This is a genomic window from Pseudoxanthomonas sp. LjRoot125, assembly GCF_964252705.1.
GTDB lineage: Bacteria > Pseudomonadota > Gammaproteobacteria > Xanthomonadales > Xanthomonadaceae > Pseudoxanthomonas_A.
Map to the genome: position 1 here is coordinate 2,451,013 of NZ_CAXUOY020000001.1, position 24,426 is coordinate 2,475,438.

The 24,426-nt window shown below is 63.2% G+C and carries 28 protein-coding genes; 11 read left to right on the plus strand and 17 right to left on the minus strand.

Going from position 1 to position 24,426, the window contains the following annotated elements; translation table 11 throughout:
* Positions 1 to 12 precede the first annotated feature (12 nt).
* The 8 genes from ligD to ACSION_RS11290 form a co-directional block, all read right to left on the minus strand.
* On the minus strand, positions 13 to 2,589 hold the full coding sequence (gene ligD, locus ACSION_RS11255) for a DNA ligase D (protein ID WP_185896138.1): 2,577 nt from the start codon (positions 2,587 to 2,589) through the stop codon (positions 13 to 15).
* Positions 2,590 to 2,594: 5 nt separating this feature from the next.
* Positions 2,595 to 2,771 carry a DUF3606 domain-containing protein gene (locus ACSION_RS11260; RefSeq protein WP_185896137.1) on the minus strand — a complete coding sequence of 59 codons (177 nt, stop codon included), beginning with the start codon at positions 2,769 to 2,771 and terminating at the stop codon, positions 2,595 to 2,597.
* 24 nt (positions 2,772 to 2,795) lie between these two features.
* Positions 2,796 to 3,722, minus strand: coding sequence for a Ku protein (locus ACSION_RS11265; protein ID WP_185896136.1), 927 nt, complete (start codon positions 3,720 to 3,722; stop codon positions 2,796 to 2,798).
* A gap of 78 nt (positions 3,723 to 3,800) precedes the next feature.
* A complete protein-coding gene (locus tag ACSION_RS11270; RefSeq protein WP_185896135.1) occupies positions 3,801 to 4,154 on the minus strand; it encodes a hypothetical protein in 354 nt (117 codons plus the stop codon).
* A gap of 7 nt (positions 4,155 to 4,161) precedes the next feature.
* Complete coding sequence (locus tag ACSION_RS11275; protein WP_185896134.1) at positions 4,162 to 4,509, minus strand: response regulator; 348 nt, start codon at positions 4,507 to 4,509, stop codon at positions 4,162 to 4,164.
* A 113-nt stretch (positions 4,510 to 4,622) separates the two neighbouring features.
* A complete protein-coding gene (locus tag ACSION_RS11280) occupies positions 4,623 to 5,570 on the minus strand; it encodes an SOS response-associated peptidase family protein (protein ID WP_308442947.1) in 948 nt (315 codons plus the stop codon).
* Positions 5,571 to 5,609: 39 nt separating this feature from the next.
* Entirely contained in the window at positions 5,610 to 6,038 is a 429-nt protein-coding gene (locus ACSION_RS11285; RefSeq protein WP_185896132.1) for a hypothetical protein, read from the minus strand.
* On the minus strand, positions 6,035 to 6,274 hold the full coding sequence (locus ACSION_RS11290; RefSeq protein WP_185896131.1) for a hypothetical protein: 240 nt from the start codon (positions 6,272 to 6,274) through the stop codon (positions 6,035 to 6,037). The genes ACSION_RS11285 and ACSION_RS11290 overlap by 4 nt, the downstream gene beginning before the upstream one ends.
* A 262-nt stretch (positions 6,275 to 6,536) precedes the next feature.
* On the opposite strand from ACSION_RS11290, the gene ACSION_RS11295 reads away from it, so the two are divergent.
* The 4 genes from ACSION_RS11295 to ACSION_RS11310 are packed head-to-tail and all read left to right on the plus strand — an operon-like array spanning position 6,537 to position 8,678.
* A complete protein-coding gene (locus ACSION_RS11295) occupies positions 6,537 to 7,004 on the plus strand; it encodes a LexA family protein (RefSeq protein WP_185896130.1) in 468 nt (155 codons plus the stop codon).
* A 1-nt stretch (position 7,005) separates the two neighbouring features.
* Entirely contained in the window at positions 7,006 to 7,413 is a 408-nt protein-coding gene (locus ACSION_RS11300; RefSeq protein WP_185896129.1) for a hypothetical protein, read from the plus strand.
* A gap of 1 nt (position 7,414) precedes the next feature.
* Entirely contained in the window at positions 7,415 to 7,861 is a 447-nt protein-coding gene (locus tag ACSION_RS11305; RefSeq protein ID WP_308442948.1) for a hypothetical protein, read from the plus strand.
* A complete protein-coding gene (locus ACSION_RS11310) occupies positions 7,818 to 8,678 on the plus strand; it encodes a DinB/UmuC family translesion DNA polymerase (protein ID WP_313770789.1) in 861 nt (286 codons plus the stop codon). The genes ACSION_RS11305 and ACSION_RS11310 overlap by 44 nt, the downstream gene beginning before the upstream one ends.
* 6 nt (positions 8,679 to 8,684) lie before the next feature.
* Here ACSION_RS11310 and ACSION_RS11315 read toward each other — a convergent pair whose 3' ends face one another.
* On the minus strand, positions 8,685 to 10,220 hold the full coding sequence (locus ACSION_RS11315) for a GGDEF domain-containing protein (protein WP_435305952.1): 1,536 nt from the start codon (positions 10,218 to 10,220) through the stop codon (positions 8,685 to 8,687).
* Positions 10,221 to 10,366: 146 nt separating this feature from the next.
* Here ACSION_RS11315 and ACSION_RS11320 point away from each other — a divergent pair, with 146 nt between their 5' ends.
* The 3 genes from ACSION_RS11320 to ACSION_RS11330 are packed head-to-tail and all read left to right on the plus strand — an operon-like array spanning position 10,367 to position 11,714.
* Positions 10,367 to 10,657: a hypothetical protein gene (locus ACSION_RS11320; RefSeq protein WP_185896127.1), complete on the plus strand. Its 291-nt coding sequence runs from the start codon at positions 10,367 to 10,369 to the stop codon at positions 10,655 to 10,657.
* 9 nt (positions 10,658 to 10,666) lie between these two features.
* Positions 10,667 to 11,266: a DNA-3-methyladenine glycosylase gene (locus tag ACSION_RS11325; RefSeq protein ID WP_185896126.1), complete on the plus strand. Its 600-nt coding sequence runs from the start codon at positions 10,667 to 10,669 to the stop codon at positions 11,264 to 11,266.
* 28 nt (positions 11,267 to 11,294) lie between these two features.
* A complete protein-coding gene (locus ACSION_RS11330) occupies positions 11,295 to 11,714 on the plus strand; it encodes a hypothetical protein (protein WP_185896125.1) in 420 nt (139 codons plus the stop codon).
* Positions 11,715 to 11,729: 15 nt separating this feature from the next.
* On the opposite strand, the gene ACSION_RS11335 is transcribed toward ACSION_RS11330, so the two are convergent.
* The gene (locus tag ACSION_RS11335; RefSeq protein ID WP_435305953.1) at positions 11,730 to 12,656 is read right to left on the minus strand and encodes an SDR family oxidoreductase; all 927 of its coding nucleotides are present in this window, start codon (positions 12,654 to 12,656) and stop codon (positions 11,730 to 11,732) included.
* A 115-nt stretch (positions 12,657 to 12,771) separates the two neighbouring features.
* On the opposite strand from ACSION_RS11335, the gene ACSION_RS11340 reads away from it, so the two are divergent.
* Entirely contained in the window at positions 12,772 to 13,491 is a 720-nt protein-coding gene (locus tag ACSION_RS11340) for an SOS response-associated peptidase (protein ID WP_213604986.1), read from the plus strand.
* 73 nt (positions 13,492 to 13,564) lie between these two features.
* Positions 13,565 to 14,080: a lipocalin family protein gene (locus ACSION_RS11345; RefSeq protein WP_213604987.1), complete on the plus strand. Its 516-nt coding sequence runs from the start codon at positions 13,565 to 13,567 to the stop codon at positions 14,078 to 14,080.
* A gap of 339 nt (positions 14,081 to 14,419) precedes the next feature.
* Here the strand turns inward: ACSION_RS11345 and ACSION_RS11350 are convergent, their stop codons facing one another.
* From ACSION_RS11350 to ACSION_RS11365, 4 genes are read right to left on the minus strand one after another with little or no spacing between them, the layout of a single operon-like run.
* A complete protein-coding gene (locus tag ACSION_RS11350; protein WP_213604989.1) occupies positions 14,420 to 15,721 on the minus strand; it encodes a hypothetical protein in 1,302 nt (433 codons plus the stop codon).
* Between the two features lie 31 nt (positions 15,722 to 15,752).
* Positions 15,753 to 16,673, minus strand: a complete 921-nt coding sequence (locus ACSION_RS11355; protein ID WP_213604990.1) for an ATP-binding protein — start codon at positions 16,671 to 16,673, stop codon at positions 15,753 to 15,755.
* Positions 16,663 to 18,642, minus strand: a complete 1,980-nt coding sequence (locus ACSION_RS11360) for a hypothetical protein (protein ID WP_435305954.1) — start codon at positions 18,640 to 18,642, stop codon at positions 16,663 to 16,665. Before ACSION_RS11360 ends, ACSION_RS11355 begins: the two co-directional genes overlap by 11 nt.
* On the minus strand, positions 18,635 to 19,270 hold the full coding sequence (locus ACSION_RS11365; RefSeq protein ID WP_213604992.1) for a hypothetical protein: 636 nt from the start codon (positions 19,268 to 19,270) through the stop codon (positions 18,635 to 18,637). Before ACSION_RS11365 ends, ACSION_RS11360 begins: the two co-directional genes overlap by 8 nt.
* Before the next feature lie 359 nt (positions 19,271 to 19,629).
* On the opposite strand from ACSION_RS11365, the gene ACSION_RS11370 reads away from it, so the two are divergent.
* A complete protein-coding gene (locus tag ACSION_RS11370) occupies positions 19,630 to 20,469 on the plus strand; it encodes a hypothetical protein (protein ID WP_435305955.1) in 840 nt (279 codons plus the stop codon).
* A complete protein-coding gene (locus ACSION_RS11375) occupies positions 20,441 to 21,667 on the plus strand; it encodes an IS256 family transposase (RefSeq protein WP_435304588.1) in 1,227 nt (408 codons plus the stop codon). The genes ACSION_RS11370 and ACSION_RS11375 overlap by 29 nt, the downstream gene beginning before the upstream one ends.
* Here the strand turns inward: ACSION_RS11375 and ACSION_RS11380 are convergent.
* The 3 genes from ACSION_RS11380 to ACSION_RS11390 form a co-directional block, all read right to left on the minus strand.
* Positions 21,630 to 22,109, minus strand: a complete 480-nt coding sequence (locus ACSION_RS11380) for a hypothetical protein (RefSeq protein ID WP_435305956.1) — start codon at positions 22,107 to 22,109, stop codon at positions 21,630 to 21,632. The two genes, ACSION_RS11375 and ACSION_RS11380, sit on opposite strands and share 38 nt — an antisense overlap.
* A 308-nt stretch (positions 22,110 to 22,417) precedes the next feature.
* Positions 22,418 to 22,747 carry a DUF3325 domain-containing protein gene (locus tag ACSION_RS11385; protein WP_435305957.1) on the minus strand — a complete coding sequence of 110 codons (330 nt, stop codon included), beginning with the start codon at positions 22,745 to 22,747 and terminating at the stop codon, positions 22,418 to 22,420.
* On the minus strand, positions 22,740 to 24,410 hold the full coding sequence (locus ACSION_RS11390; protein ID WP_435305958.1) for a PepSY-associated TM helix domain-containing protein: 1,671 nt from the start codon (positions 24,408 to 24,410) through the stop codon (positions 22,740 to 22,742). The genes ACSION_RS11385 and ACSION_RS11390 overlap by 8 nt, the downstream gene beginning before the upstream one ends.
* Positions 24,411 to 24,426: the final 16 nt, after the last annotated feature.

Genomic DNA, 24,426 nt, shown 5'->3' on the forward strand with positions numbered 1-24,426 from the left:
TGGGAACCTGCCTCAGTCCTCGTCGGCCCATCGCGCCAGATTTTGCTTGATAGCTCCGATCCCTTCCCAGGGATCCTTGCGGCGTCGTTTCAACTTCGCCGGCACCTCATCGATCGTGAACGCATTGGCCTTGGTCAGTTTGGACAGCTCGCTCCATGCCACGGGCATCGCCACCGGCGCCCCGGCACGGGCACGCATCGAATAGGAGGCCACGGCCGTGGCCCCTCGCCCATTGCGCAGGTAATCCACGAAGATCTTTTTGGTTCGTTTGACTTTCGTGGCCGTGGCCACGAAGCGGTCCGGTTCTGAGCGCGCTAGCGCATCGGCAAAGCCGTGGGCAAAGCGCTTGGTCAAGGACCAATCGCAGCCGGGATTGAGCGGTACCACTACGTGCAAGCCCTTACCGCCGGAGACCCGCAGGAACGACTCCAGCTCCAGCTGGGCCAGCAACTTGCGGATATCCACGGCTGCCTGCTTGATCTCGGTAAATGGGACGCCCGGCCCCGGATCCAGATCGAACACCACCCGATCGGCGCGATCAGGTGCATCGGCGTGCGAGCCCCAGGGATGGAACTCCAGCGCATTGAATTGGACCAACTCCATGAGCCCCGGCAGGTCCTCCACCACCAGATAGTCGGCATTGTTGCCAGACTCCTCCTTGAGCTTGACCGTCTCCACGCGCTCAAGGCCGGCGGTCAGGTGCTTCTGGAAAAAGCACGGCCGCTCGATGCCCGCCGGGCAGCGAATGATGGATAGCGGACGACCCGCGATCTCAGGTAGCAGGTGGTCGGCCACGGCCAGGTAGTAATCCCAGACCTGCTGCTTGGTGATACGCGAGTCCGGGAACAACACTTTGGTGGGACTGGAGAGCGTGGGCAGCGCCGTGTCGCTCGCTTTTCGTGCCGCCTTCTTGCCTGCCTTCTTCGCCGTCTTGGCTTGCGTGGCGCGCGTGGCGGAGGCCTTCGAGGATGCTCGCGCCTTTGGATTGGCTTTGATGCGATCCCCCCTGGTCAGGTCCTCGACGTCCTTGTCGGTGCGAATGGCTTTGAGGCTGGGTTGACGCAGCAACTGCTGACGTCCGATGCCCCGAAAGAACACCTCCACCACGAACCGCGGTGCAAACCAGGTAGCCGCTCGCAGGTCGGTGTCGGTGGTGCCCACATAGGCGGTGGGCTTCTTGCCCCCTGCCCCGGCCAGTTGCTGGGTGACCTGGCGCATCAGCGCATCATTGAAGCCGGTGCCTACCCGCCCTACGTAGCGCCAACCATGCTCCGGATCGGGCTTGGCCAACAGCAACGAGCCAAACCCGGTCCGACTGCCTTTAGGGGCCGTGTAGCCGACCACGGCGAACTCGTCGGAGGCCAGCTGCTTGGTCTTGCGCCAGTCCTCGCTCCGCCCGCCCTGATACGGTCGGTCTGCGCGCTTGGAGATGATGCCTTCAAAGTGCCGCTGCCCCGCCAGTTGGTAGGCGCTTTGACCATCGCCGGCGATATGGGAGGAGAAGGCCAGGTGCGCCGGTGGATCGGACAGCATCGCCTGCAGCAGGGCCTTGCGCTCAATCAGCGGCGCCGCTGAGATATCCACCCCATCCACATGTAACAGATCAAACAGGGCCAGGGCCAACGTGCCTTGTCGCTCGCCCGAGAGCGTGGACTGCAGCAGGTTGAAGTCTTCCTTGGTGCCGGACCCGGCAATGAGTTCGCCATCCAGTGCGCCGGAGGTCAGCCCCAGTTGCGCGATGGCATCGCGGATGTCAGGAATCTTGTCGGTCCATTCCAACGCGTTGCGCGACCACAGGCGCACCTGACCCTTGGCGATGGTTGCCAGGATGCGATAGCCGTCCCATTTGAGCTCGTGGATCCACTGCTCGCCTTCAGGTGGAGCATCGCCCAGCTTGGCCAACTGCGGCTCGAAGGGGCCTGCAGGTGCGGGTGCCTTCTTGGCCCGTGTCAGCTTCAGGGCCTTTTTTGCCCAGGCATTTGCAGGTGCCTTTTTCGACGGTAACGCGGTGAGTTTTTTCTTGGCCGTCTTGCCCGAGCCTGCCCGCTTCAGATCCGCTGCCGGGGCCTGCGTCACATCGGCCAGCAGGTCATCGGCTTCCAGCGTGCCGGCATAGGCATCCTTGTCCTTGAACAGCAGCCACTGCGGCTGCTTGGCCGGTTTGCCCGAACGCACCAGATGCCAGCCGCCCTTGAGCTTGGTGCCGAACAACTCAAAGCGCAGATGCCCTTTGACCAATTGCGCTTCCGGATCGGTGTCGGTACTCCAGACGCCATGATCGAACTGCGCTACATGGCCGCCGCCGTACTCGCCCTTCGGGATGTCCCCTTCGAAGGAGGCGTAATCCAGCGGATGGTCTTCCACCTCCACCGCCATGCGCTTGACCGAGGGGTCATAGCTGGGCCCTTTGGGCACGGCCCAGCTCTTGAGCGCATCGCCGATCTGCAGGCGAAAATCGTAGTGCCGCCGGCTGGCGTGGTGAAGTTGCACCACGAAGATCGGTCGTCGGCCCTTGGGGGCAGCCTTGCCCGGCTCCGGCTCGCGCGTCTTGTCGAAGCTGCGCTTGCGACGGTAGTCGGTCAGGCTCATGGCCCTTACTTACCCAAGTGCGCGCGCACGGCCTTGGCGGTGTTGCCCACGGCCGACACTGCCGAGCGCAGTTGCGCTTCCGAAATTCCGAGCTCCTTGGTCCAGTACTGCACCTCGTAGTCTTCGCTCAGGTTGATGCGATCGCGATCGGGTGAGCCGGTATTGCGCTTGTCATCTGCCATCATGATTCTCCTGGGCTGGGGTGATCAGGACGCCTTGCGGCTGGCCGCTTTCTTGGCGGCTTTCTTGGGCGCTGAAGTGGCCTTGGCAGCCTTGGCCGGTGCTTGCTTGCTAGTGGGGGCTTTTTTGGCCGCGCTGGCTTTCTTGGCCGGGGTGCGCTTGTTGCTCTGCAGGCTCTGTTGCAGCAAGGACATGAAATCCACCACGTTGGTGGCCGCATCCTCGCGGGGCTCGGGCTCCTCGAACTTAGTCGTCGCCCCGGCCGACTTGATGCGCTTTTTGATGATGTCCGACAGCCGTGCACGAAATTCGTCGTGGTAATCGGCCGGATTCCATTCCGAGGTCATCGAGTCGATCAGCTGCTCAGCCATCTGCAACTCCTTGGGCGCCAAGCGGTAGTCCGCCGGCTTGCCTTCAGGCAGCTTGTACTCGTCGAAATCGACCAGCTCCTGCGGGTAGCGCAACAGGATCAGCACCAGAGCCGGGCCATCGGGCATGACCGCGCACATGTACTCGCGCGTACGAATGACCACCTTGGCAATGCCAACCTTGCCCGAGCTCTTCAGCGTCTCGCGCAGCAGGACATAGCCCTTTTCTGCCTTCTTGCCCGGAACGAGGACATAGGGCTTTTCGAAGTAGCGCAGGTTGATGCTGGCCGCATCGACGAAGGTTTCCACATCGACCGACTCGTGGGACTCGGGCGCCGCGGCGGCGATGTCCTCTTTCTCGATCACCACATAGCTGCCCTTGTCGTACTCGAAGGCTTTGACGATGTCCTTCCACGGCACCTCTTCACCCGTGTCGGCATTGACCCGCTCAAAGCGGATGGGCTTCTTGTCGCGCGAGTCGAGCATCCGGAAGCTCAGGTCGGTGCGCCGCTCGCCCGACATCAGCGAGACGGGGATGTTCAACAAGCCAAAGGAGAGGGATCCACTCCAGATGGGACGGGCCATGGCTGCCTCCAGAACGTGAGCGCCCCTTGTAGGACGGCAGGTGTGAAGCAGATGTTGAATAGGCCGTGCACGGTCGGCTTAGCCGCCAGCCTGCTCGGCATACCAGTGGGCGTAGGGCGAGTTCTTGGCCAAGGTGCGGGTGTAGTCCGGCGCGGCATCGTCCCACCACACCGGTCCACATTCGCCTAGCGCCGTTTTCGCAACATGCACCGCCTGCCGGGCTGCCTTCAGGTCGGGCGCGTTGCCACTGGCCAGGGCGCGCTTGACCGCGCCTCGGGCCGACATTAGGTCCTTGACCAGCGCACTGCGCTCGGGCTCGGACAGACGCGGATCGCTGGTGCGCCAGAGCCGTCCTCGCACGACCAGATAGCGCCCATCCGGGGTAAACAGTGGCCCGGAGGGCTGGGCTGCTGCGCTGGCAGGATCGTCCATCCCACGCCTACCGCGGGGTGAGCACGTCCAGCAGCAACGGCACGCTAAAGGGCTTGGTCATCAGCAGGGTTCCGGTGGGCAGATCCGTCATCTCCTCCTTGGGATGGCCCGAGACCACGCACACCGTGGCACGAGGATTGAGTACGCGCGCTTGGCGCGCCACCGCCGCCCCGGTATCGCCGGGCATGTTGTAGTCGGTGACCACACAATCGAAAGGCGACTTGGTCAGGTGATCCAGCGCCGCGGCCGCGTCGGCGGCCTGCGTGACCGCATGACCTGCGCCGGTCAGCGCCTGGGCCACCAAGTCTCGATGCTGATGATCATCGTCTACGTAGAGAATGGTCAGGCTTGTCATGTCGCGCAATGTGCGGATACCCGCGCGAGGTCAGCGTGAACGATTGACCGGTCTGGCCCGCGCCAGTGCCCCCGTTGGGATAGTGAGGCAACCGCATCTTCCGCCGAGCGCCGTCAGGCCGCTTGCTGGATCAGTTCATAGTACGGATGCCGCTTGTCATCGAAGATGGCAAACAACGCATCCAGATGGTTCGGATCTGGGTTGAGCCAGGCATCCACGTGCTCGGGCTTGATGTTGATGATGGTGCGATCGTGCCCGGCGGCGGCCACTTCCGGCTCTGGCTCATCGGTAATGGCCGCGCAGGACCACAGATCAGGCTCCTGTCCGTTCGGATCCACCCAGTGCGAATAGAGGCAGGCGATGTACATCGTCTCGCCGGTACGCGGCCGGAAATGGATCTCCTTGGATCCTCCCATGCCATCGTCGACGCTCTCATAGAACGTTTCAGCCAGCATCAGCCCGTGGGTGTAGCCGAACTGCTTGCGCCAGAACAAGGTGAGCTTGTCCCTACGGGCGTTGTAGGTCCCGGATACCCGCCCGTCCTTGGTCCAATCGATGGAAGGGTTCATGCCGGCGGGACGGCAGTGGTAGCGCATCGGGCGCACCACTTTCTTGCCGCCTTCCAAGATGAGGATGGGCACGTACCAGTCCGGATAGATCCGGTTGTCGCTAGCCGGTTCAATGCGCGTGCGCTTGGCATCTTCAATCCAGCGCAGCAGCTGTCTGATCTTGTTGCTTGCGATGCGCTGCTCGTTCAGCGCGCCCTTGGTCGGCCTGATGAGCAGCTTGGCCTCGGCTGCCTCCAGACGGGCCTGCTGGATAGTCAGTTCCGCCTCGCTTTGCGCCAGCTTGTGGCCGTTCCACTGCGAGATCAGCTCCTGGATCTGACGCTCTTGCGCCGAGCGTGGCGGGAGGAAATTGGCATCCATGCCCTTGGGAATCTTGGGCAACCCCTTGGCCGGGGTACGCACCCGATAGGCCTCATCACGCTTGAGGTACACCTTCCAGAATTCACCAATATCGATCTCGGCCCCGAATTCCTCCACGAACTTGTCGTACAAGGTCCACGCCTCAGCCGAATAGCACATCCAACTCCCCCTTCAGGCGCTGGCGACGGGCATGTGCTGACGGACCACCTCGGCTAGCGCCTCATCGCTGATAGAGGTCCCGGCACAGTGGGTGTCGATGAAATCGTCCACGGCTTTCATGAGTGGATCGTAGGCGGCCATCCAATACGCGTTCATCGGCAAGTCCAGGAAGTAGCTCGGGCAGATCACCTCCCGGCTATCCAGGGTCATGCCGTGCTCCAGCCACGCGTTGTCCAGGTCCGCATCCCCATGGACGTGACTGAGCGTGCTCCAGATCTCGGGGGTCAGCCCCAACTCGGCTTGCTTGGCGGCGATGAGCTGACCGAATTCACGGTAGGTGGTGCTCTCCCGGAACGCGGTGGTCATCGGATACGTACAGACCCAGGCATTGAGCTGGTTGAGCAGGTCCGCGTAGTGCGCAAGGTTGAGGGACTGGCTCATCTGCTCTCACGGCAAAGTTCATCATCACCGAAAATTAAACCAGCATCGCGCTGGATGCACTGCAGCCGGCCCCAGACATGATCGTAATGCGCCGCCGGTGTGTCTGCCAGCAGGGCGCTCATGACCGGGGCCAGTGCATCGGCGTGCTCGTCCGGCCGCGAATCGGCCAGTTGGGCGGGCAAGCTGCCGGCCAGTTCATCCAATGCCGTATCCAGCTCTCGCAAGGTCTTGGTCATGGTCCCCACTCCGGCAGCGTTGAGGTAGACCCTACAATCCGCGCGTCAATGCGCAGCGAAGACCATGGTCGACAGTTAGCCGGCTGCGCGTGGAACCGACCGTCTGCCTCATGTCACGGTTCCACGCAGCGCTGCAATCCTCGGTCTGACAAGCGCTTAGCCTCCTGCCGGCTGGCGCTCATTGGCAACCACGGCGGTCCGCTCTAGCCTGTCCCCCCGGCGCTGTCTCACCGGGTGATTCTGACTTGTAGAGACTCTGGCCATGCTCGACACCCTGCTGCCTCCTGGATACCTGGGCGCTGCCCCACACCATCCCCCCGCCATGTACCTACCGTTGCTGCCGGTGCGGGCCACCTGTGGCTTTCCCTCGCCGGCCGAAGATTTCTATGGCAACCAGGACGTGCTGGATATCAATCAGCGCGTGGTACGCAATCCGGTGGCCACGTTTTTCGTCGAGGCCGACACCGGCACCTCGATGGTCGAGTTCGGCATCTTTCCCGGCGATACGCTGGTGGTGGATCGCTCTCTGCACGCCAAACACGGGGATATCGTGATGGTGAACTGGGAGGGGGGCTTTACGGTGAAGCAGCTGCGACTGCGGGCTGGCCGGTACGAGCTGCACTCGGGCAATCCGGCCCACCTGCTGCCTCCCGTCGTCGTGCCGGAAGAGGTGGAACTGGATGTGTGGGGTGTGGTCACCTGGTCGTTCCGAAAACAGGTCCGGCGCTGACATGGCCGCCGTGCAAGACCGCACAGCACCTCTGGCGCCTGCGATGTCCGGTTCCCGTTGGCCGATTCGCTGTGCGCATACCTTCAGCGCGGCGGAAATGATGCGCCTGCGCGAGGGTGTCTTTCCCCGCGAGGAGCAGGATCGCTGGGCGCTGGGGCTGGAAGCTGACGTGCTGCGCTGCTGGCGCATCGATTCAAATGTCTGCATCTATGAAACGCGCCTGATCTCGGGTGAGGACGGCGGCGCCCTCGCCAGCGTGGTCGATGTACTGGACGATGAGGCTCTCTATCAGCGCGCCAGTACCGATGAGGGTGAGCTGGAACGCTTTGAGGGCGTGCTCTCATTCCTTCGCCGTCGAGAGGTGGAGACCACGGCGGCTGGGCCGGTGAGCCTGTCGAACGAGGCGTGAGATGTTTGGCTTGGTGGATGGCAACAACTTTTATGCCAGCTGCGAGCGGGTGTTCAACCCTGCCCTGTGCGAGCAGCCGGTGTGCATCTTGTCCAACAACGATGGGTGCGCCATCGCGCGCAGCCAGGAATGCAAGGACCTGGGGGTGCGGATGGGTCAACCCTTCCACGAAGTGGATCCCCACATTCGCCGCCAGCTGAAGATCTTGTCGGCCAACTTCGCCCTCTACGGCGATCTGTCTGGCCGGGTGGTGTCGGTCCTTCGGCACTGGTTCCCGCGCGTGGAGGTCTACTCGATCGATGAGTCCTTCATCACCTTCGAGGGTGTACCGGATGAACAACGGGAGCTCCTCGCCCAGCAAGCCCGTGCGCAGATCCTGCAATGGGGGGGGTATTCCGTGCTGCGTGGGCATCGGCCCGACCAAGACGCTGGCCAAGCTGGCCAATAAACTGGCCAAGAAGACCGCCCATGGTGTGGTCACCGTCCTGCCGGGCGCGCCGTTGTTAGATGCGTATCCGGTTGAGGACGTGTGGGGCGTGGGGCGCAAACTCACGGCCAAGTTGGGTGCCGATGGCATCCTGACGGCCGGCGACTTGGCGCGTGCGAATGCTGATACGTTGCGAGCCCGCTATGGAGTGACACTGGCGCGCACCCAGCGGGAGCTGCAGGGCGTGGTGTGCAGCGAGCTGGAGGAGCTTGAGCCGGATCGCCAGCAGATTGTGGTCTCCCGCTCGTTTGGTCGTGAGGTCAACGCAGTGGAAGACCTGCAACAGGCGGTCTCAACCTTTACCCAGCGCGCCTGCGAAAAGTTGCGCGCCCGCTCGCTGAAGGCCGGTGGGGTGTGGGTGTGGGTCAACACCAACCCCTTCAAAGCCGGTGCCGACCAGTACCACCCCTCCAAAGCCTTCACCTTCATCGGACCGACGTGCGATACGCGGGAGGTTCTGCTGATCGCCCAGGGGCTGACCAAGGCGATGTATCGACCCGGGTATCGCTACAAGAAAGCCGGCGTGGGGCTGCTGGATCTGACGGCCGGCGATGTACATCAGGGGGACCTGTTTGCCGGCATCGATCTGCGCTCCCACGCGCTGATGCAGGTGATGGATCAAGCCAATGCCAAATTCGGGCGCGGTGCGGTCTCGATGGCCTCCTCGGCCTGGCGGCAGGCCAAGACGGGGGCGGCCAAACCGCAGTGGGCGATGAACCAGAAAAACCTGTCGCCGTCCTACACCACCCGTTGGGATCAGTTGGTCAAAGCCCGCTAGGCTGGCTTAGACGGATTGGTCCGCCGGGAGCAGGTTGCCATCCAGGCCCTGGCTGTTGACCTGATCCCGCCCCCGCTTCTTGGCCGCATAGAGCGCAGCGTCCGCGTTCTCCAGCAACCCGGCCGGATAGGGATCCTCGCTGGCCGGAAAGGCCGAGGCGATACCGATGCTGATGCTCAACCTGCCACTGGCCGTGGCCATGTGGGCGATACCGGCGTGCCTGACCACCTCACGAACGTGTTCTGCGTGACGATGGGCCAAGGCCAGCGACGTGTGCGGCAGTACGATCACGAACTCTTCCCCACCGTAGCGTGCCACCAAGGCTTGGGGCATCGTGCCCACGGCCTGTTGCAGCAGCGCTGCCACCCGGGCCAGGCACTCATCGCCGGCCGCGTGCCCGAAGGTATCGTTGTAGAGCTTGAAGTGATCGATGTCGATGAACATGACGCTCACCGGGGCTTCGGCTTTTACATGCTCATCCCACTGCGCATTCAAGGCTTGGGTCAGCTGGCGACGGTTCGGCAAGCCGGTCAACGGATCATGCTCGGCCAACCAGCGCATGTGCGCGTGCGCCGCTTCCAGTTCCCGCTTGGCGCGTTGAAAGGCGTGCTGGGTCAGGACCGAGCGGGCCACATACAGACCCAGCGCTGCGCAGGCAATGGAGCCGGCCAGCACCGCATGGTAGTCCGCCAAGGCGATGCTGATCAGGATGATGGCCAAGGGAGATACGGCGGGGACCAGCAGCACCACGATGCTACGAAACCCGTTGACCGGCAGCGTGTCCGAGGTGGGGGTGCCTTGCGCCAACACCATCTGGTGCACCATGAAGACCGCGGCGGCCACATCGATCAGCAGGAACCACGGCGAGCCTGGCGGCGGCGCGATCCCGCCGATGATCAGGTGATTGACCACCAAGGCCGAGACGGCGTAGCTGACCAGCATGGCCGCCAGCCCGATCGCAAAATGCCGCTCGCTCATCGTCGGCTGCACCGGCACGAAGGCCACCGCCACTGCGGCGATGATGACGTTCACCAGCTCGTGGTAGGTGTACTGGTGCGCGCCGGTCAGCGGGATCGTAAAGGTGGCGCCGCCGGCAATTTGCGGAAAGTAGAGCAGGCACACCGCAAGGGTCAGCAGGGCGGACTGGGCGATATCGAACCGGCGCGTATGCGCCAGGATCTTGCGATTGCTGGTCAGCACGATGGCCAGCAACCAGGGGATCGCGCGCAGCGCGAACACCATCAGGTAGGGCAGCACCACGGAGGTGTCGGCCCCGGTCAGCTGGCTGTAGGCGCTCATGCCCCACCCCAGCATCCACAACCCGGTGCCCACGGCCAGCAGCCCCCAGCGCACCCGGAGTACACCGCTGGCGCCCTTGGCCTGTCCCAGGCAGTACGACAGCACCACCCCCAACGGCAAGCAGGCCCCTAGCGGGGTCACCCACACCTGCTGCGGATAGCTCACGGCCAATAGCGCATGTGCCAGCAGGGCGATCCCCAGCAGCACCAGCCATCCAGCAGTGGAAGGGATCTGAGAACGCACGGAGGCGAGATTAAGAGGGATGGAGCAAGCCGATGCAAGGCTTGTACCGGTCTGCGCAGCCGCCTTCCCTACCCCATGCGAAAGGTGATTGACGTGGATTTGACGCTCCTGCACCTAGCGTCGGCCCCAGCGTCGCAGGAGCCCCCATGGCCAGCCACAAACCGCTGTCACCCGAGTTCTCCTGGCACGAGGAAGCCAACCGGCTGGTCTTGCGCCTGCAGGAGATTCCGTTGGCGCAGGTAGAGCCCACCGGCAATGCATGGGTCGTGCGAACCCTGATGCACGATGGGGAACCGCCCTCCCGCATCGCCGTGCCCTCGGCCGAAGAGGGCAAGGCGTGGGTCACGCGATGGGCGCACTGTCGACAAGGCGCGCTGGTGCGCGCTATCGCCCAGCGACTTACCGCCCACAGGCCTGCCAACCTGCAGACGGGCTGAGCGCGGTCCGTGAAAGCCCTGCCTCGCTCGTTTTACCGGCGCGATCCGCGCGTGGTGGCCCCCGAACTTCTCAACAAAATCATCGTCGCCCCGGACGGGCGCGCCGGCAGGATCGTGGAAGTGGAGGCCTATTGCGGCGCTGAAGACCCCGCGGCCCACACCTACCGCGGCAAGACCGTGCGCAACGCCACCATGTTCGGCCCGGCCGGACACCTCTACGTGTACCTGAGCTATGGCATCCACCTGTGCGCCAATACGGTGTGCGGTGAGGTAGGCGAAGGGTATGGCGTGTTGTTGCGGGCTATCGAGCCCGTGCAGCGCGGGGAGGCGATCCGGGATGCCCGCGGGCACCCCCGGCAAGATCGAGAACTGGGCAGTGGGCCCGGTCGCTTGGCGCAGGGACTTGGCATCACCTTGGAGCTCAACGGCGCCGATCTTGTGACCCGTGATCGGGGCGTCTGGGTCGGCGATGACGGCACGCCGCCCCCAAGGCACCCCGCCAGTACGCCGCGCATCGGGATATCCAAGGCCACCACGCATCTGTGGCGGTGGCACGTCCCGGACCACCGCCACGTCTCCCGACCGCCTAAGCGCTTCATGCCCGATTGAGCACCCTCACCCTACTTCGAGCGCTGCTATGTTGAGCCACGATCAGATCACCGCCAGCCTGTCCGAGGCCGAACACGCCATTCGCACGGGCGCACTCACCGAAGACCCGCACCATTTTCTGGAGCGGTTGTGGGCGCAGGTGTATGAAGAATCGCCCACGGCTCTGCAGCCGGAGGTCTACGAGCGGCTTCAGGCCTTGGCACAGTTGCTAGGGATCGATCGTGGTACCGCCGCCCAGCAGCGACTGGGCGGGCCGGCGTGGGATACCTTCCTGGCCGCCTTGGAGGAGCTGCCCGATGCCACCGAGGATGCGTTGGTGTTCTGGCGAGCGATCGACCATGCCAGTGAGCCGCTGCTGCGTGGCATGCAAGGCGATGATCGCACCACGATGGAGCAGGCCATTGCGAGCGAGCTCAGCGTGCGCGGTATCGCCGAGCGCACCGGCTGATGCCTGCGTGATGACTTAACCCTGTGAGCGCGGATCAGCCGTGGTCTCCAGGATCTCGCCATCCTTGGATACACCATAAACCCGGCCGCTGTGGCCGGCCTTGAACAGTGTGCCATCCGGATCGCGTGGGGCCTGATCATGTTGTTGGCGCTTGGCCTGCAAGGCCGACATCCGATCGGCCAAAGCCGGCAGCACGTTGCTGGTAGCCGTATTGAGGTGCGCCATGGCGCCCACCTTGATGTTGCGCCCGCCCTCCACTGCCGCCTCCAGAATGGCCTCGGCAACGCGGTGTGGATCGATCAACGGACTAGGCAGCTTGGGCTCGCTGGGCAGGTAATTACGGGCGTGTTGCGGATAAGGGGTATTCACTGCGGTGGGCTGGATGAGCACGATGGACACCGGCGCCTCATCGACGTGCTCGTACTCCACGCGCAGCGCATCTGTGAAACCTTTGACCGCATGCTTGGAGGCCGAATACATCCCCTGCAGCGGCACCACCGCTTCGGAGACCTCACTGCCAACATTGATCAGCGTGCCTTGGGCGGACTGCAGGGCCGGCATGGCCAACAGCGAGCCGTTCACCACGCCCCAGAAATTGATCTCGAACAGTCGCTTGCTGTCAGCCTCGGTGACCTGGTCCAGCTTGCCGTAGATCGCCACGCCGGCATTGTTGACCCACGTGTCGATGCGGCCGTGCAAGGTGAGAATCTCGATCAGGGTGCGCTGCAATGCTTCCCGGTCGGACACATCGACCGTCATCGCATGCGCCCTGCCCCCTTCCACTGCAATGGCCTGGACGATTTCATCCAGCATCTGGCCGCTTCGGGCAAGCAGGACCACCTGCGCCCCGCGCTCGGCGGCGAGCAAGGCCGTGCACAAGCCTATGCCGCTGGAGGCGCCGGTGATGACGATGACCTGCTCGTTAAGCGGCTTGTGCTTCATGGCGGCGATCTCGCAGTCGGAAAGCCTGACCGTAAGTGCCCAGGCATGCGCATAAGGTGAACGCAGCTGCCTCGCCTAGACCCCGAGCTCACCAAGCCAGCGCTAGCCTGCGGGCATGCGACGATTCGCCCAGGCCATTGCCCAGCCGGACCAGCTTGACGGAGACCTTCCGCAGGCCATCGAGCATGCGCTGGTGGCTGGACCTGATCGCTACAACGTGGGCAAAGGCAAACCGGCGCAGGTGGTGGCCATGGCCGAGGGCCGGATGATCGTGGTGGCTGACATGGTCTGGGGCCTGGTCCCACGCTGGTCCAAGACACCTTTCACCCGCTACACCACCGTGACCGCACGGCTGGAGCGCGCCCCGCGCAGCCGTATCTTTGCTGATGCATGGAAGCAGCGACATTGCCTGGTGCCCCTGAGCGGCTACTACAAATGGGATCGCCAGCGAAAACCGCCGTGGCCTCACTTCATCCAGCGCACCGACGGCAATGCCTTGCTCGCTGCTGGGCTCTGGGAGCGCTGGGAGGGCGAGGAAGGCGTGCTGCATTCATTCGCGATACTGACCGCGCCCAATGCAAGCATTCCTGCTCCCCTGACGCCGGACGGACCGATCTTCCTGGAGGGCAAAGCGGCGATGCGCTGGCTCAGCGGCTCTATCTCTACGCCGCGATCGCTGCTGCGACATGGGCTGGTCCCGACGCTGGAGAGCTATACCGTCAGCCGCGCGATCGCCAAACCCGAGGTGGACGATTACACCCTGCTCGAGCCTGTCATGCCCGACGACACCCCGCTCCCCGAGCAGGACGAGGATGAGGTCTGGGAGGACGACTAGCCGGGCTGAAACGGCGCCTTCACGGCCCGCCCTCTAGCCTCGCGGACATCTTCCCTAACCCGGTGATCCCGCCATGACGCATTCCAATGAGCCCTCTACCGTGACCCTGGTGGATCTGAATCGCTATATCGGAACCTGGTATGAAATCGCCCGCTTACCGATGCGTCATGAGCCCGAGGATTACACGGACATCACTGCGACCTACTCCTTGAATGAAGACGGCAACGTGAAGGTAGACAACCGTGCGCGGGACGGGGATGGCAAGGCGCATCAGTCGATCGGTGAGGCCACCGTGGTTGACGGTTCGCACGGGGCCAAACTGGAAGTGTCTTTCATGCCCGATGGGCTGAAGTGGATTCCATTTACCAAGGGCGACTACTGGATACTGCGTCTGGATGAGGACTATCGCTACGCCCTGGTGGGCTCGCCCGACCGCAAGTATCTGTGGCTGCTGGCCCGTGAAGCGGTGGTCTCGGCCTCAGTCAGGGACGAGTATCTGGGTACGGCCCGCGAGAAGGGGTTCGACCTGAGCTCGCTCATCACCACGCCGCACCGCGGCATGCCCGTCAGCAATACCGAGCTGGGCTGACGCGGGAGAGGTACTGCACTCAAGCATTCAAGCGCTACCGGCGTGCCGATGCCCCGAGTTGATCCATGATCCAGCGGGCATCGGCCAACGCATCGTCCTGTGCGTGGGGAAGCGAGCGTCCTCCCAACGCAGCCAAGCGTTCGCCCATGCGGGTCACCTGCCCGCTTACGTGGCGGCACCGAATGGCTGTCCAATGAAAGGTATGGGACACGAAGGCGCGTGTGTTGGAAATGTTCTCTTCGGCCGGGCTGGGTGAGCTCGCCTCGACCAGGACATCCCAGAAAGCCTTCATAATCTGGGCGGCGAAGTCTTTAACAATGGAGTGCGAATCCGTGCGGGTCAGGCTGGCCGTGGAGCCGCCATGGACATGATCCACGCGACATCTTTGATCGTATCGCTGCTTTCTCCGCGAGTCGCACCTCGATCGAAGCTGGCCAGCTTTCGCACCATGCGCGCCACCCGTTGGTTGGGTCGCAGGCATCGTATGGCGGCCCATTGATGCTCGTGGCAGAGCAATCCGAGTTCGACCGCATCCCCCTTGGTGCGATCTTCGCTGCCGTTCACTCGCACCATCTTTGGCTCGAGAAATCGCAGTAGCATTCGGTAAGCATCCAGATCGCCGGTCGTCTCCCATTGTGTGTGGGCAAACCAGGCCACGGACAGACATAAGCCGAGATGGGCGCTTTCGAACTGTTCGGCATCCAGCTTGGCGGCGGGACCTTGCCTGGCGAACAAATCCTTGTGAACACGCCACGCCCAGAGCTGAAACCCCACCTGGCAGGGACAGCGTAGATCATCGTTTGCCTGATCACCCGGCGGCTCATCAAGACAGTCGTGGCCGGTCATCATCGCCAGTAGACGTACCCGCTTAAGGACACGGTGCACGCCTTCAAGATGGCTGACCGGCGCAGCGGACTCGGCATACGGCGGTGAAAGGAAGCGAAAATAGCGATCCAGCACCTGACTTTGCGCAGACCGCTGCCGAGGGTCCAGATAGCCCTCGGCATACAGGCTCCGCAGGTCCTGGGGACTGATGCCACACGCGTGCAGGGGATCATCGTCGTGGGGAAGACCTGCTATCAGGACGGTTTGAGCGATCTGCCTTTGTCGGGCAGTCGCCTGCGCCGCAAGCAGGCTGACGGTCTTATCTTTCTCCCAGTACCGGTATCCAACCCGCTTCATGCATCGGTTGCAGTAGAGGAACCTAGTACCACCCACGATGCGATAGCGACGCTCCATGCCACAGTAATCACAGAACCCACGCAGCGGTACTTCGTGCACAGGGCAATGATGTATTGCCCTGTGCTGATGCGCAATGAGGTGTGTTTCCTTCCTGATGCACAGCGGACACCATCGAAAAGCCGCCAGTAGCCATTCTGCCGGGACCTGTTGCAGGTCCTGTCGCGCGCGCCCCAGGACCATCGCTAGGAAGGCGCTCTCCAGACCGTGAATGTCTGGGTCAATACATGCTGCCCATCGCATGAATACGGTCAGGTGGATGACCGAAGGTGGCTTGAGGTGGGCCAGTTCCGATGATGCGAGCGCATCCACGATCCGTGCGATTTCCAAGGCGCTGCACAGGTTGAAGCGACTGATCGCAAACAGCGTCCCGAATAATGAGTGCTTCCAGTGATCGGGCAAACTAGGTACCCAGGTCCCGGTGAGGAGTGGTTTACTCACTAGGGACGCTCTGCAACACCTCTGCAGTGATCTTCAACTCGTCGCTGTCCAATTTGCGCAGCAGAATAAAGAGGTTAGCCAAGTACCCGGCCACACTGGACATGGCCACCACCGTGCCCACCCCCGGCAGGCGCCTTTTCTTGAGCTGCTGCCAGATCGGGTCACAGTGCGCCTGCAGCCGCCCCCCACTCTCATAGTACCTGGGCATGAGCAACTGCAAATACGTCAGACCCGAGCCGGCGGGGAACTCGGAACTGTCGTCAACAGCGGCCAAGACGGCTTTAAGCTCGCCCGCATTCTGGATGCCCTTAAGCTCATTGAGGGTGGACATGAAACGTTTCTCCAGATCAGAGCGTGCGGCTTTGAGCTGTTGACGCTTCTCCTTGAGCTCCACCTGCCCGAACAGCACCACCGTCACCTTGACGCGGTCGCGCACCAGACGATTGATCACCGACTTGAGCCAGGCGAACTCGTCACAGCTCAGCTCCTGGGCCTCATCGAAGATCAGAAACAGGTGCCGGGCTTCCCCTGACAGCGCCAATAGCGCGCGATGCACCTGCGTACGCTTTCCGGCCAGGTCACGTAGGATCTTGGGTGCGTAATCGATCTGATTGAGGATTTCCGCGAGCAATCGTCCTTCGGCCGGATTGGTGTCTTCAACCACCTCGAAGATCAGCACGCCGCAGCCGGGCTTCTTTCGCTTCATCTCCACCAGCAGCAGCTCGGCACAGGAGCTCTTGCCCGACAGAGGCTGGGCGAAGAAGGCAATGGAGCCCCTGCCCTTGCGGCCCAGCGCCCAGACACGGCCCAGGACATCCTTGGCCGCCAGGGTGGGCAGCACCGCCCGCTCAATGATCAGCGGATGCTCATCCCAAATCTGATCACGCAAACGCAGAATTTCCTCAGTAGTCATAACGATCTCCGTTGAAGGCACCAATGTCATCCCACTGCATGTAGTGGGAACTTGTTGATTCGCTGGCTCGATCCAGTAGCTCAGTCACCGCGACCTCGGCCTTTTGCACCTGCGCGGTGGTGGTGGCGACGTCATCGGGCACATCGCGACGGGCGTTGTGATCGCCCACATGTCGCACGGCTGTCTTGGCGGGCTTGGATTTGCCCTTGGCCTTGGCGTAGTCATCTGCCACCTTCTTCAGGAAGGCGGCCACGACATCGTCGTTCCTGTCGTTCTCGATGTAGCCCTCACGAAGCAGCTGATTGATGTGGCGCCGCAGATCAATCGAGTGATCGCTCCAGCGCCAGCGGCCGCCGGCCTGGCAGGTACCCAAGGGACGCCCGCGGTAGAAGGCGTCAACGAATCGGACGTTGGTGCGCGCCACATGAAGGTCTACCTGCTGATCCAGCAGACTCCAATCCTTGGCCACGGCCGGGTTCGTGTAGTCGACCTCCAGAAAGGAAAAGTAAGGGCGACGTCCGGTGGCTTTGTTGCCCCGAATGTCCGCGCTGAGAATCGACTTGGACAGATCCGCCTCGCCTTCCCGCAGCGGAGGTAGGAACGGAAACAGGTACTGATCGCGTTCGGGTCCGCAGATGAGCGCATGCATGCGCTGGGCAGGGCTGGCCGCCAAGTTAGCTTTGCCCTCTTTCTCGTTGAATTTGTGCACCAGAGCCGCCACGAGGGCCACGATCTCGCGCTCGGATATCACGCAGGCCCGTGCGGCTTCCTCGGCCTTCTGCCGCTTTGGGTCCTGCGGACCGGCACCGGTGGTCTGCGGAAGCCGTTTGAAGCCGGCCCGCTCCAGTTCATTGAAGACGCGCTCCACCAACTGGCGTCTGGCCGGCGTCTTGACCGGACCAAAGTTCACCGCGCATCCGCTTAGCGCCATGACGCGCGAGAGCAGCTCGTCGGCCAGATGGATGAGTGCGTTGTCCAGCAGCAGGCAGTTGAACCCACACCAGCCGAAGCGGTCATCCAGATCAACCAAAGGGCGCTTGGCGAGCTGATCGCCATTCCGGTGGGCCCAGTCCGGCTCGCCGACCATGCCCGCATGCAGCACGTCCATGGCATCGCCGGCGTTGGCCGCTTCGCGGAAGATCACCTTGAAGGCCATGATCCAGCCCTTGTGGCGATCAACCAGCAGCAGGAGCGTCATGCGGCCTGCATCCAAAAACCGGAAGCCTTCCGGTGTGTCGATCCTGACGGTGCCGATGCAGCCGATGGCGTGCTCGTCCATCTCGACGATGTCCATCGGCATGCAGGCGACCAGTCGGGAGACGTGGCCGTTGCCGGATTTGGCTTTGGTCGCCGCCTTGTCGCCATACTGAGTGGCCACGATCTCGTCATAGCGCTTGATCAGGAAGGCTTCGGTGAACTCCCGCACGGCCCCTGCCCCCTGCCGGCGGGAGGTAAACGGCCAAGACTGCTTGTCCGGATCCTTGGCCTCGCACAGGCGCAGGAATTCCCTGTGGACCGATTTGTGGCGAATGCCAGCTTCACCGCCGGGCTTTCGTTTGGCATTGCACAACAAGTACGACTCCAGCGCTGCGGCAATGTCGCTGTTTGTGCTTAGGAGCTGTCCCAGCGCTCCTGCCAGGCCTTTACTTTGGTGCTTCGGGAGGGGCGCCCGACGCTGGCGTGCCCGGATCTCCAGATAAGGCAACAGCCCCACCCAGCCGATTGGCGCGCCTCGCTCACCAGGGGTGACGCACTTGTCATAAGCGCGATAGAACACCTCTCTCCAGATCGACAACTCCTTCAGCTTGGGCGTGATCGGAGCGCCGCCCACATAGGCGAAAAGGGCGTCCTTGAGTGAGTGGAAACGCTTCTGCTGCGCTGCCTCCAGGCCTTCAAGGGACGGCATGGCCCAGCTGTCGAGCACCAAACGCTCGGGGGGCGTCGTCTTCAGGGTCAGGCGCTTACCCATGACGATGTGGCCGCAACACGGTGCCCGGCCCCCACAGGTGGGTGTCCACGTCGCTTTGGATCTCGCGTGCGCGCAGCAGCGTGGCCAGCGCGCCAGTCACCAGCGCGGTGCTCTCCGTGGCCAGCTGCTGGCACAGTGCTCGAACCGAGAGCTCGCCATGTTCTTCCAGAAGATGCCGGCATCGAATGATTACCGGGCCCAAGGAGTGCGATCGGCACCGGTTGATCGTGGGGACGATGGCCCGCCAGCTTTGAATGCGCACCTTGCCCGCGTTGAGCACCGCCAGGCTGATCAATCGCCGGCCCGCCACCGATGCCTTGTCGGCCTCAGGGGCCAGTTCGACATCGAGCTCGGTTCCCTCCAGCGTGGTGACGGTCGCGAAGTGCCGCCGCCCCGGCCGTGAGGGCGCTTGCCCGTGGCGCAGAGGGGCATAGTCGATGGATGTCAGGTCCGGCGAGCCTTCCAGATAGAAGAAGGTGTCCAGCTCGATGTCCGAACATAGCGTCAGCGGGAGCGACTGCGTGTCCTGTGGGGGGCTGACGAACCACAGGTTGTTGCCGCTGGCTCCTCTGGCCCGCACGGAGGCCAAGTACTGGCTGCGCTTCTGCTGCGCCGGTGTCTTAGCCATCGGCATGCCCGCACAGACCGACGGCGGCAGGCAAACGGGTACGACCTTGACCCGCCTGGCGGGAAGGGGTGTATAGTGTCTTTGGCATCAACAGGTCCTCCAACGACCTGGCCTCAAGAGTCCGACCATTGCCGTGGCGGGCTCTTTTTTATGAGCTAGTTGTTAATCCCAGTGGTACTGGCGTACAGGCTACCTGTCCGGGAGGTCGTCAAATCGAACCTCCGGCCGTGGTTTGATTTTCGATCCTCGCCCGAAGAGCCCCGATCATGGTGCCGGACTGTGCTAGCGGATTTCCTCAGTTAGGCGCCCGGGTCTGGACCCGATACCTGTTGAGGTCGTTGGACTGCGACGTCGAGTGGTTGAATCGCACCCTGCTTCTGCCCTGTGAAGGCTTCACGGAAGTGATCTATGAGGGGCTGACGCCTCGGGTCTTCGAGGAGATCCACCACGCGGGCAAGAAGCCCGACGGCGCCTATTGGAAAGAGATCAAGGACAAAACCAAGAAATTCAACCTGCTCGAACGGGTATGCGAGCGTGTGCCGGCCTCACGCGCCTGGTTGATGCGCGATTTCAACCGCTACATGCAGGTAGATCCGCCTTCATTGTTGGACTCACGCGAGCAACTGCTGGCCTACACCAACACGCGGGGGCTCATGCTTGTGCCGGGGCGCATCATGGCCGCCGTGAAGCACCTGGATCCGGCGCTGTACGCCGACCTTGAGCACCGGTGTACAAGCGCGCTAATCAAGGCAGCCACCCCCAGTACGCTGCTCTTCGTCCTCGCTTTTCTGCACGAGGTCACGTGGCGAAGGCGCTGGGAGAAAGAGGCGGCAAGGGAATTGGGTTACAACGCAGTAGCTGCATTCACTGCATCGATGCAAGAACGCGGCTTCGAAGATGGCCAGCGACTGGCCGAGCACCTTCATCTTCACCTGCTCGATGCGGTGGCCAATGTCTCGGTATGGGGTGATCGATCCGCGCCTTCGAGCCTCGCGCCGGCATTGGAGGACTTCTCGCCACTGCCCTTCCTGGTGGAGAGGAACCAGAACATGCTCGATGCCTGCGCCTGCCTGTATGCGGCTGGCGAAGCATGGTATGAGCGCAGAGCCTGTCCTAAATTTTGTGTAACCGGGCCCTTGGCAGGAAACTGCCGCCAGACCCGGAGACACGATGACAACCCGCAAGCACGAAGTACCTGAGGAATTGTTGGCCAGCTTGATGGCCAACTACAAGAAGCCCGAAGACCTGATCGGCGAGAACGGCCTGCTCAAGCAGCTGACCAAACTGCTGGTGGAGCGGGCGCTGGAAGCCGAGATGGCCGAGCACCTGGGCCATGAGAAGCACGACCCGGTCGGCAACGCCGAGGGCAACGCCCGCAACGGCAAGAGCCGCAAGGTGTTGAAGGGTGACTTCGGCGAGATGCCGATCGAGGTGCCGCGCGACCGGCAAGGCAGCTTCGAGCCGCAGATCGTGCCCAAGCACCAACGGCGCTGGAACGGCTTCGACGAGCGCATCCTGTCGTTGTACGCCCGCGGCATGACGGTGCGCGAGATCCAGGCGCACCTGCAGGAAATGTATGGCACGGAAGTGTCACCCAGCCTGATCTCCTCGGTCACCGACGCGGTGGTCGACGAGGTCAAGCTGTGGCAGGGCCGGCCGCTGGATGCGGTGTATCCGATCGTCTACCTCGACTGCATCCACGTGAAGGTGCGCGAGGGCGCGGTGCGGGTGAAGGCGGTGTACCTGGCGATTGGCGTCACGCTGGCCGGCGAGAAGGAAGTGCTGGGCCTGTGGCTGGCGCAGACGGAAGGGGCGAAGTTCTGGCTGCAGGTGGTGACCGAGCTGCGCAATCGCGGCGTGCAGGACATCTTCATCGCCTGCGTCGACGGGCTGAAGGGTTTCCCCGAAGCGATCGAGGCCGTGTTCCCGCAGACGCTGGTCCAGCTGTGCGTGGTGCACATGGTCCGACACAGCCTGAACTACGTGACCTGGAAACGCCGACCGGAAGTGGCCGCCGACCTGAAGCGCATCTACACCTGCGCCACGGCGGCGGAAGCCGAGCAGCGCCTGTCCGAGTTCGAGGCCAAGTGGGACGCCGAGTACCTGCCGATCAGCCAATCGTGGCGTCGCAACTGGGCGCGGCTGACGCCGTTCTTCGACTTCGCCCCGGAGATCCGCAAGGTGATCTACACCACCAACGCGATTGAGTCGGTGAACTTCAGCCTGCGCAAGCTGACCAAGCACCGCGGCGCGTTCCCGACCGACGAAGCGCTGGTGAAGCTGATGTACCTGGCGCTGCGCAACATCAGCAAGAAGTGGACGCTGCCGATCCGCGACTGGAAGGCCGCGTTGAACCAGTTTACGATCCAGTTCGAGGGACGACTCCCTCAGCTGTAAACCGAAATCCGGTTACACAAAAATCTGCACAGGCTCTCCATCGAAAGTGGAAAGGCAAGCGCCCGGCGTGTTCGAACAACGCCTTCTCCACACGCTCTGGTTGATTGTAGAAGTTCGCATACGTATGCCCGCATCTGACCGAAGCGGCGAAGCGCGAGAATGCGAGGTACGCCTGCGCGAGGCTCGCGCCTTGGTGCAACTCTTGGCGAAGCTGCTGGAAGCGCGCACGGGTCTGCTGCGGCGTCGCGTAGCGATACAGGCCGGGGTGCAACTGCGAGTAGGCCGATTCCAGCACGTCGACATCTTTCAGGAGGTCGGTGCCGTCGATCCACTGATATGCCGATGCCGACAGGACCGGACTGCGGGCAGGGTTTTCAGCCTGCGAAAAGCAGCATGAAAATACGAGCACAGCCGCGGTGATCACGCGGAAGAACATCTTCATGACCCCTCCCCTTGCGTGGACGGGGGCGACGGCCCCCGGTCGTCGCCACGCACCTCGTGGTTCGAGGTGCTTTTTCGTGCGACAGGTGCTTGCCCTCCGTTGGAGGTGGACAGCACGTGGGCGTACGGCGTGGGACCCGTATTGGATGCGGCCGCCGATGGGCGGTCACATGAGCATGGAAGCCGTGCTTACCTCGTCCGCAGCGCTGCATCCTGGAATACGTGGAATGCATCGGCGACAGGGCTGGCATCCATCGCCATCACGGGTGGCGACTAAGCTGGATGTGGCGAGGAGGCCTGGACGTGCCCTTACCGGCGCCGTATCCACGGCGCCAGTGCGCGCAGCCAATGAGGTCGCCAGCTCAGGGTGAACGCCACCGCGAGCGAAGCGCCTGCCAGTGCCATGAACCACACCAGCACGGCCATCGTGGCGTGATCGGCGCCCAGGCACAGCGCGAATGCGGCAAGCAGCGCGACACTGCCGAGCCACCGCAACACCTTGAGCTGCGTGGGAGACGGCAGGTGGTTCCAGGCCTGCTGAGCATGGACCTGCATCGACAGCGCGAGCCAGCCCATGCCGGCGACGCTGGCGAGGATGGCAAACGACAACAGGCTGCCGTGGGACGCCGGATCAGGCACGTGCCACCCCTTGCGAGGCCGCAGGGCCTTGCTCGGCCTGCAGCGCACGCCGGCGCAGTTTGATCGCTGTGAGGATGGCGATCATCGCACCGCCGAGGATGAAAAGATCGACGCCGGCCACCGGCCAGTAGCCCTGTGCAAGCGTGTGCACGAGATGGTCGCCCGTGGTCACCCAGTTGAGGATCACCACGGACACGGCGAGCACGGCGATGGCCCAGCATTGTTCACGCCATGCCGGATTCGCCAGGCCACGCGCCACCGGTGCGCTGCGCAGGCCCGCATGGAAGAAAGCCAAGGCCCACGTGCCCCAGAACGCATAACGTTCCCAGTCGCCACGCGCCGGCAGATCTTCGGGAAGCAGTCGGTTGGCGGCCAGGATGCCCAGCGTCGCCAGGACCATGCCGGTCACCGTCGTCACCGCGAGCGCATCGACGATCCGCGCGCCCTGGCTTCCCAGTTGGGCATGCTGGCGCTTGCGCTTCTCGACGAAGAAGACGAAGCCGGTCGCGATGCACACGGCGCCTGCCAGACCACCCAGCACATACAGCCAACGCAGCAACCAGTGGCGGAAATGCTGCAGATGAAGGCCGGTCAGGAACTCCGCCATGCGGCCCACCGGTGTGGCGGCAGGATCTTCGCGGATCAACTCGCCGGTGGCGGCCTTGAAGTGGATGCCGTCGCCGACCAGCGCGATGCGGTCGGTGCCCGCGCGGTAGACGCTGACGTAACCGTTGGCGTCGCCGACATGCTGGAGCACGAGGAAGCCCACGTCGCCCGCCTTGTCGTTGGCCTTCCAGCGCTGTTGTGCTTCGGCGACCATCGCATCGACATTCGCCAGGCCTGCGGGCACGCCGGCGCGCTGGTGCGGCAGGCCGGTCTCGCGCGCTTCCACTTCCGCATGCAGATCGTGGAGCTCGTGCAACTGCGTGTGGCCCAGCGGGAAGTAATAGGTCGCAGCGAAGATCAGCAGGCCGGTCAGAGCGAAGAAGAAATGGAACGGCAACGCCACTACGCCGGTGAGGTTGTGCAGGTCCAGCACGCTGCGCAGGCGTGCCTTGCCAGGGCGGAAGGTGAAGAACTCGCGAAAGATCTTGCGATGCATGACCACGCCGCTGACCAGCGCGGCGAGCATCACCAGCGCGGACAGGCCCACGATGAAGATGCCCAGGTTCTTCCAATCCAGCGTCAGGCTGTAGTGCATCGGATAGAAGAATCCGCTGCCGATCTTCAGGCGGTCGTTCGGTAGCGGCGTGCCGTTGCGCGGATCGATGGTGGTATCCGCCCAGATCGCCTCTTCCGGATCCTTCGCGTTGGGCACCTGGTAGCCGGCGAACAGCGCCAGCACCGGATCGCGATGCGTGGTGTAGGCGCTCCAGTTCACCACCGTGTCGAACCGTTCCGGCATGACGCCGTTGACGCGCGGCTTCATCGCATCGATGGCCTGCTGCGTAGGCTGCATGCGCTCGAACGCTGGCCGCAGCACCTTCTCGAAGGACGGCATGGGTTGCGGTTCGATGCGCGTGCTGGGGATCGCCCAGCGGTCGATCTCGCGGTCGAAGACCGACAGCGCACCGAAGAAGAACGCTGCCATCAACACGAACCCCAGCACGAGGCCGAACCAGGTGTGGAGCCAGGCCATCGCCTGTCGGAAGCTCTGGAACATGATGCCCTCCCCTGCC

Coding starts and splice junctions, on each gene's coding strand:
- ACSION_RS11270 (WP_185896135.1), bottom strand. CDS start 4,154: ATGGACGATCCTGCCAGCGCAGCAGCCCAGCCCTCCGGGCCACTGTTT.
- ACSION_RS11320 (WP_185896127.1), top strand. CDS start 10,367: ATGGCCAGCCACAAACCGCTGTCACCCGAGTTCTCCTGGCACGAGGAA.
- ACSION_RS11330 (WP_185896125.1), top strand. CDS start 11,295: ATGTTGAGCCACGATCAGATCACCGCCAGCCTGTCCGAGGCCGAACAC.
- ACSION_RS11300 (WP_185896129.1), top strand. CDS start 7,006: ATGGCCGCCGTGCAAGACCGCACAGCACCTCTGGCGCCTGCGATGTCC.
- ACSION_RS11380 (WP_435305956.1), bottom strand. CDS start 22,109: ATGAAGATGTTCTTCCGCGTGATCACCGCGGCTGTGCTCGTATTTTCA.
- ACSION_RS11275 (WP_185896134.1), bottom strand. CDS start 4,509: ATGACAAGCCTGACCATTCTCTACGTAGACGATGATCATCAGCATCGA.
- ACSION_RS11360 (WP_435305954.1), bottom strand. CDS start 18,642: ATGGGTAAGCGCCTGACCCTGAAGACGACGCCCCCCGAGCGTTTGGTG.
- ACSION_RS11340 (WP_213604986.1), top strand. CDS start 12,772: ATGCGACGATTCGCCCAGGCCATTGCCCAGCCGGACCAGCTTGACGGA.
- ACSION_RS11390 (WP_435305958.1), bottom strand. CDS start 24,410: ATGTTCCAGAGCTTCCGACAGGCGATGGCCTGGCTCCACACCTGGTTC.
- ACSION_RS11305 (WP_308442948.1), top strand. CDS start 7,415: ATGTTTGGCTTGGTGGATGGCAACAACTTTTATGCCAGCTGCGAGCGG.
- ACSION_RS11290 (WP_185896131.1), bottom strand. CDS start 6,274: ATGACCAAGACCTTGCGAGAGCTGGATACGGCATTGGATGAACTGGCC.
- ACSION_RS11345 (WP_213604987.1), top strand. CDS start 13,565: ATGACGCATTCCAATGAGCCCTCTACCGTGACCCTGGTGGATCTGAAT.
- ACSION_RS11365 (WP_213604992.1), bottom strand. CDS start 19,270: ATGGCTAAGACACCGGCGCAGCAGAAGCGCAGCCAGTACTTGGCCTCC.
- ACSION_RS11375 (WP_435304588.1), top strand. CDS start 20,441: ATGACAACCCGCAAGCACGAAGTACCTGAGGAATTGTTGGCCAGCTTG.
- ACSION_RS11260 (WP_185896137.1), bottom strand. CDS start 2,771: ATGGCAGATGACAAGCGCAATACCGGCTCACCCGATCGCGATCGCATC.
- ligD (WP_185896138.1), bottom strand. CDS start 2,589: ATGAGCCTGACCGACTACCGTCGCAAGCGCAGCTTCGACAAGACGCGC.
- ACSION_RS11335 (WP_435305953.1), bottom strand. CDS start 12,656: ATGAAGCACAAGCCGCTTAACGAGCAGGTCATCGTCATCACCGGCGCC.
- ACSION_RS11265 (WP_185896136.1), bottom strand. CDS start 3,722: ATGGCCCGTCCCATCTGGAGTGGATCCCTCTCCTTTGGCTTGTTGAAC.
- ACSION_RS11355 (WP_213604990.1), bottom strand. CDS start 16,673: ATGACTACTGAGGAAATTCTGCGTTTGCGTGATCAGATTTGGGATGAG.
- ACSION_RS11285 (WP_185896132.1), bottom strand. CDS start 6,038: ATGAGCCAGTCCCTCAACCTTGCGCACTACGCGGACCTGCTCAACCAG.
- ACSION_RS11295 (WP_185896130.1), top strand. CDS start 6,537: ATGCTCGACACCCTGCTGCCTCCTGGATACCTGGGCGCTGCCCCACAC.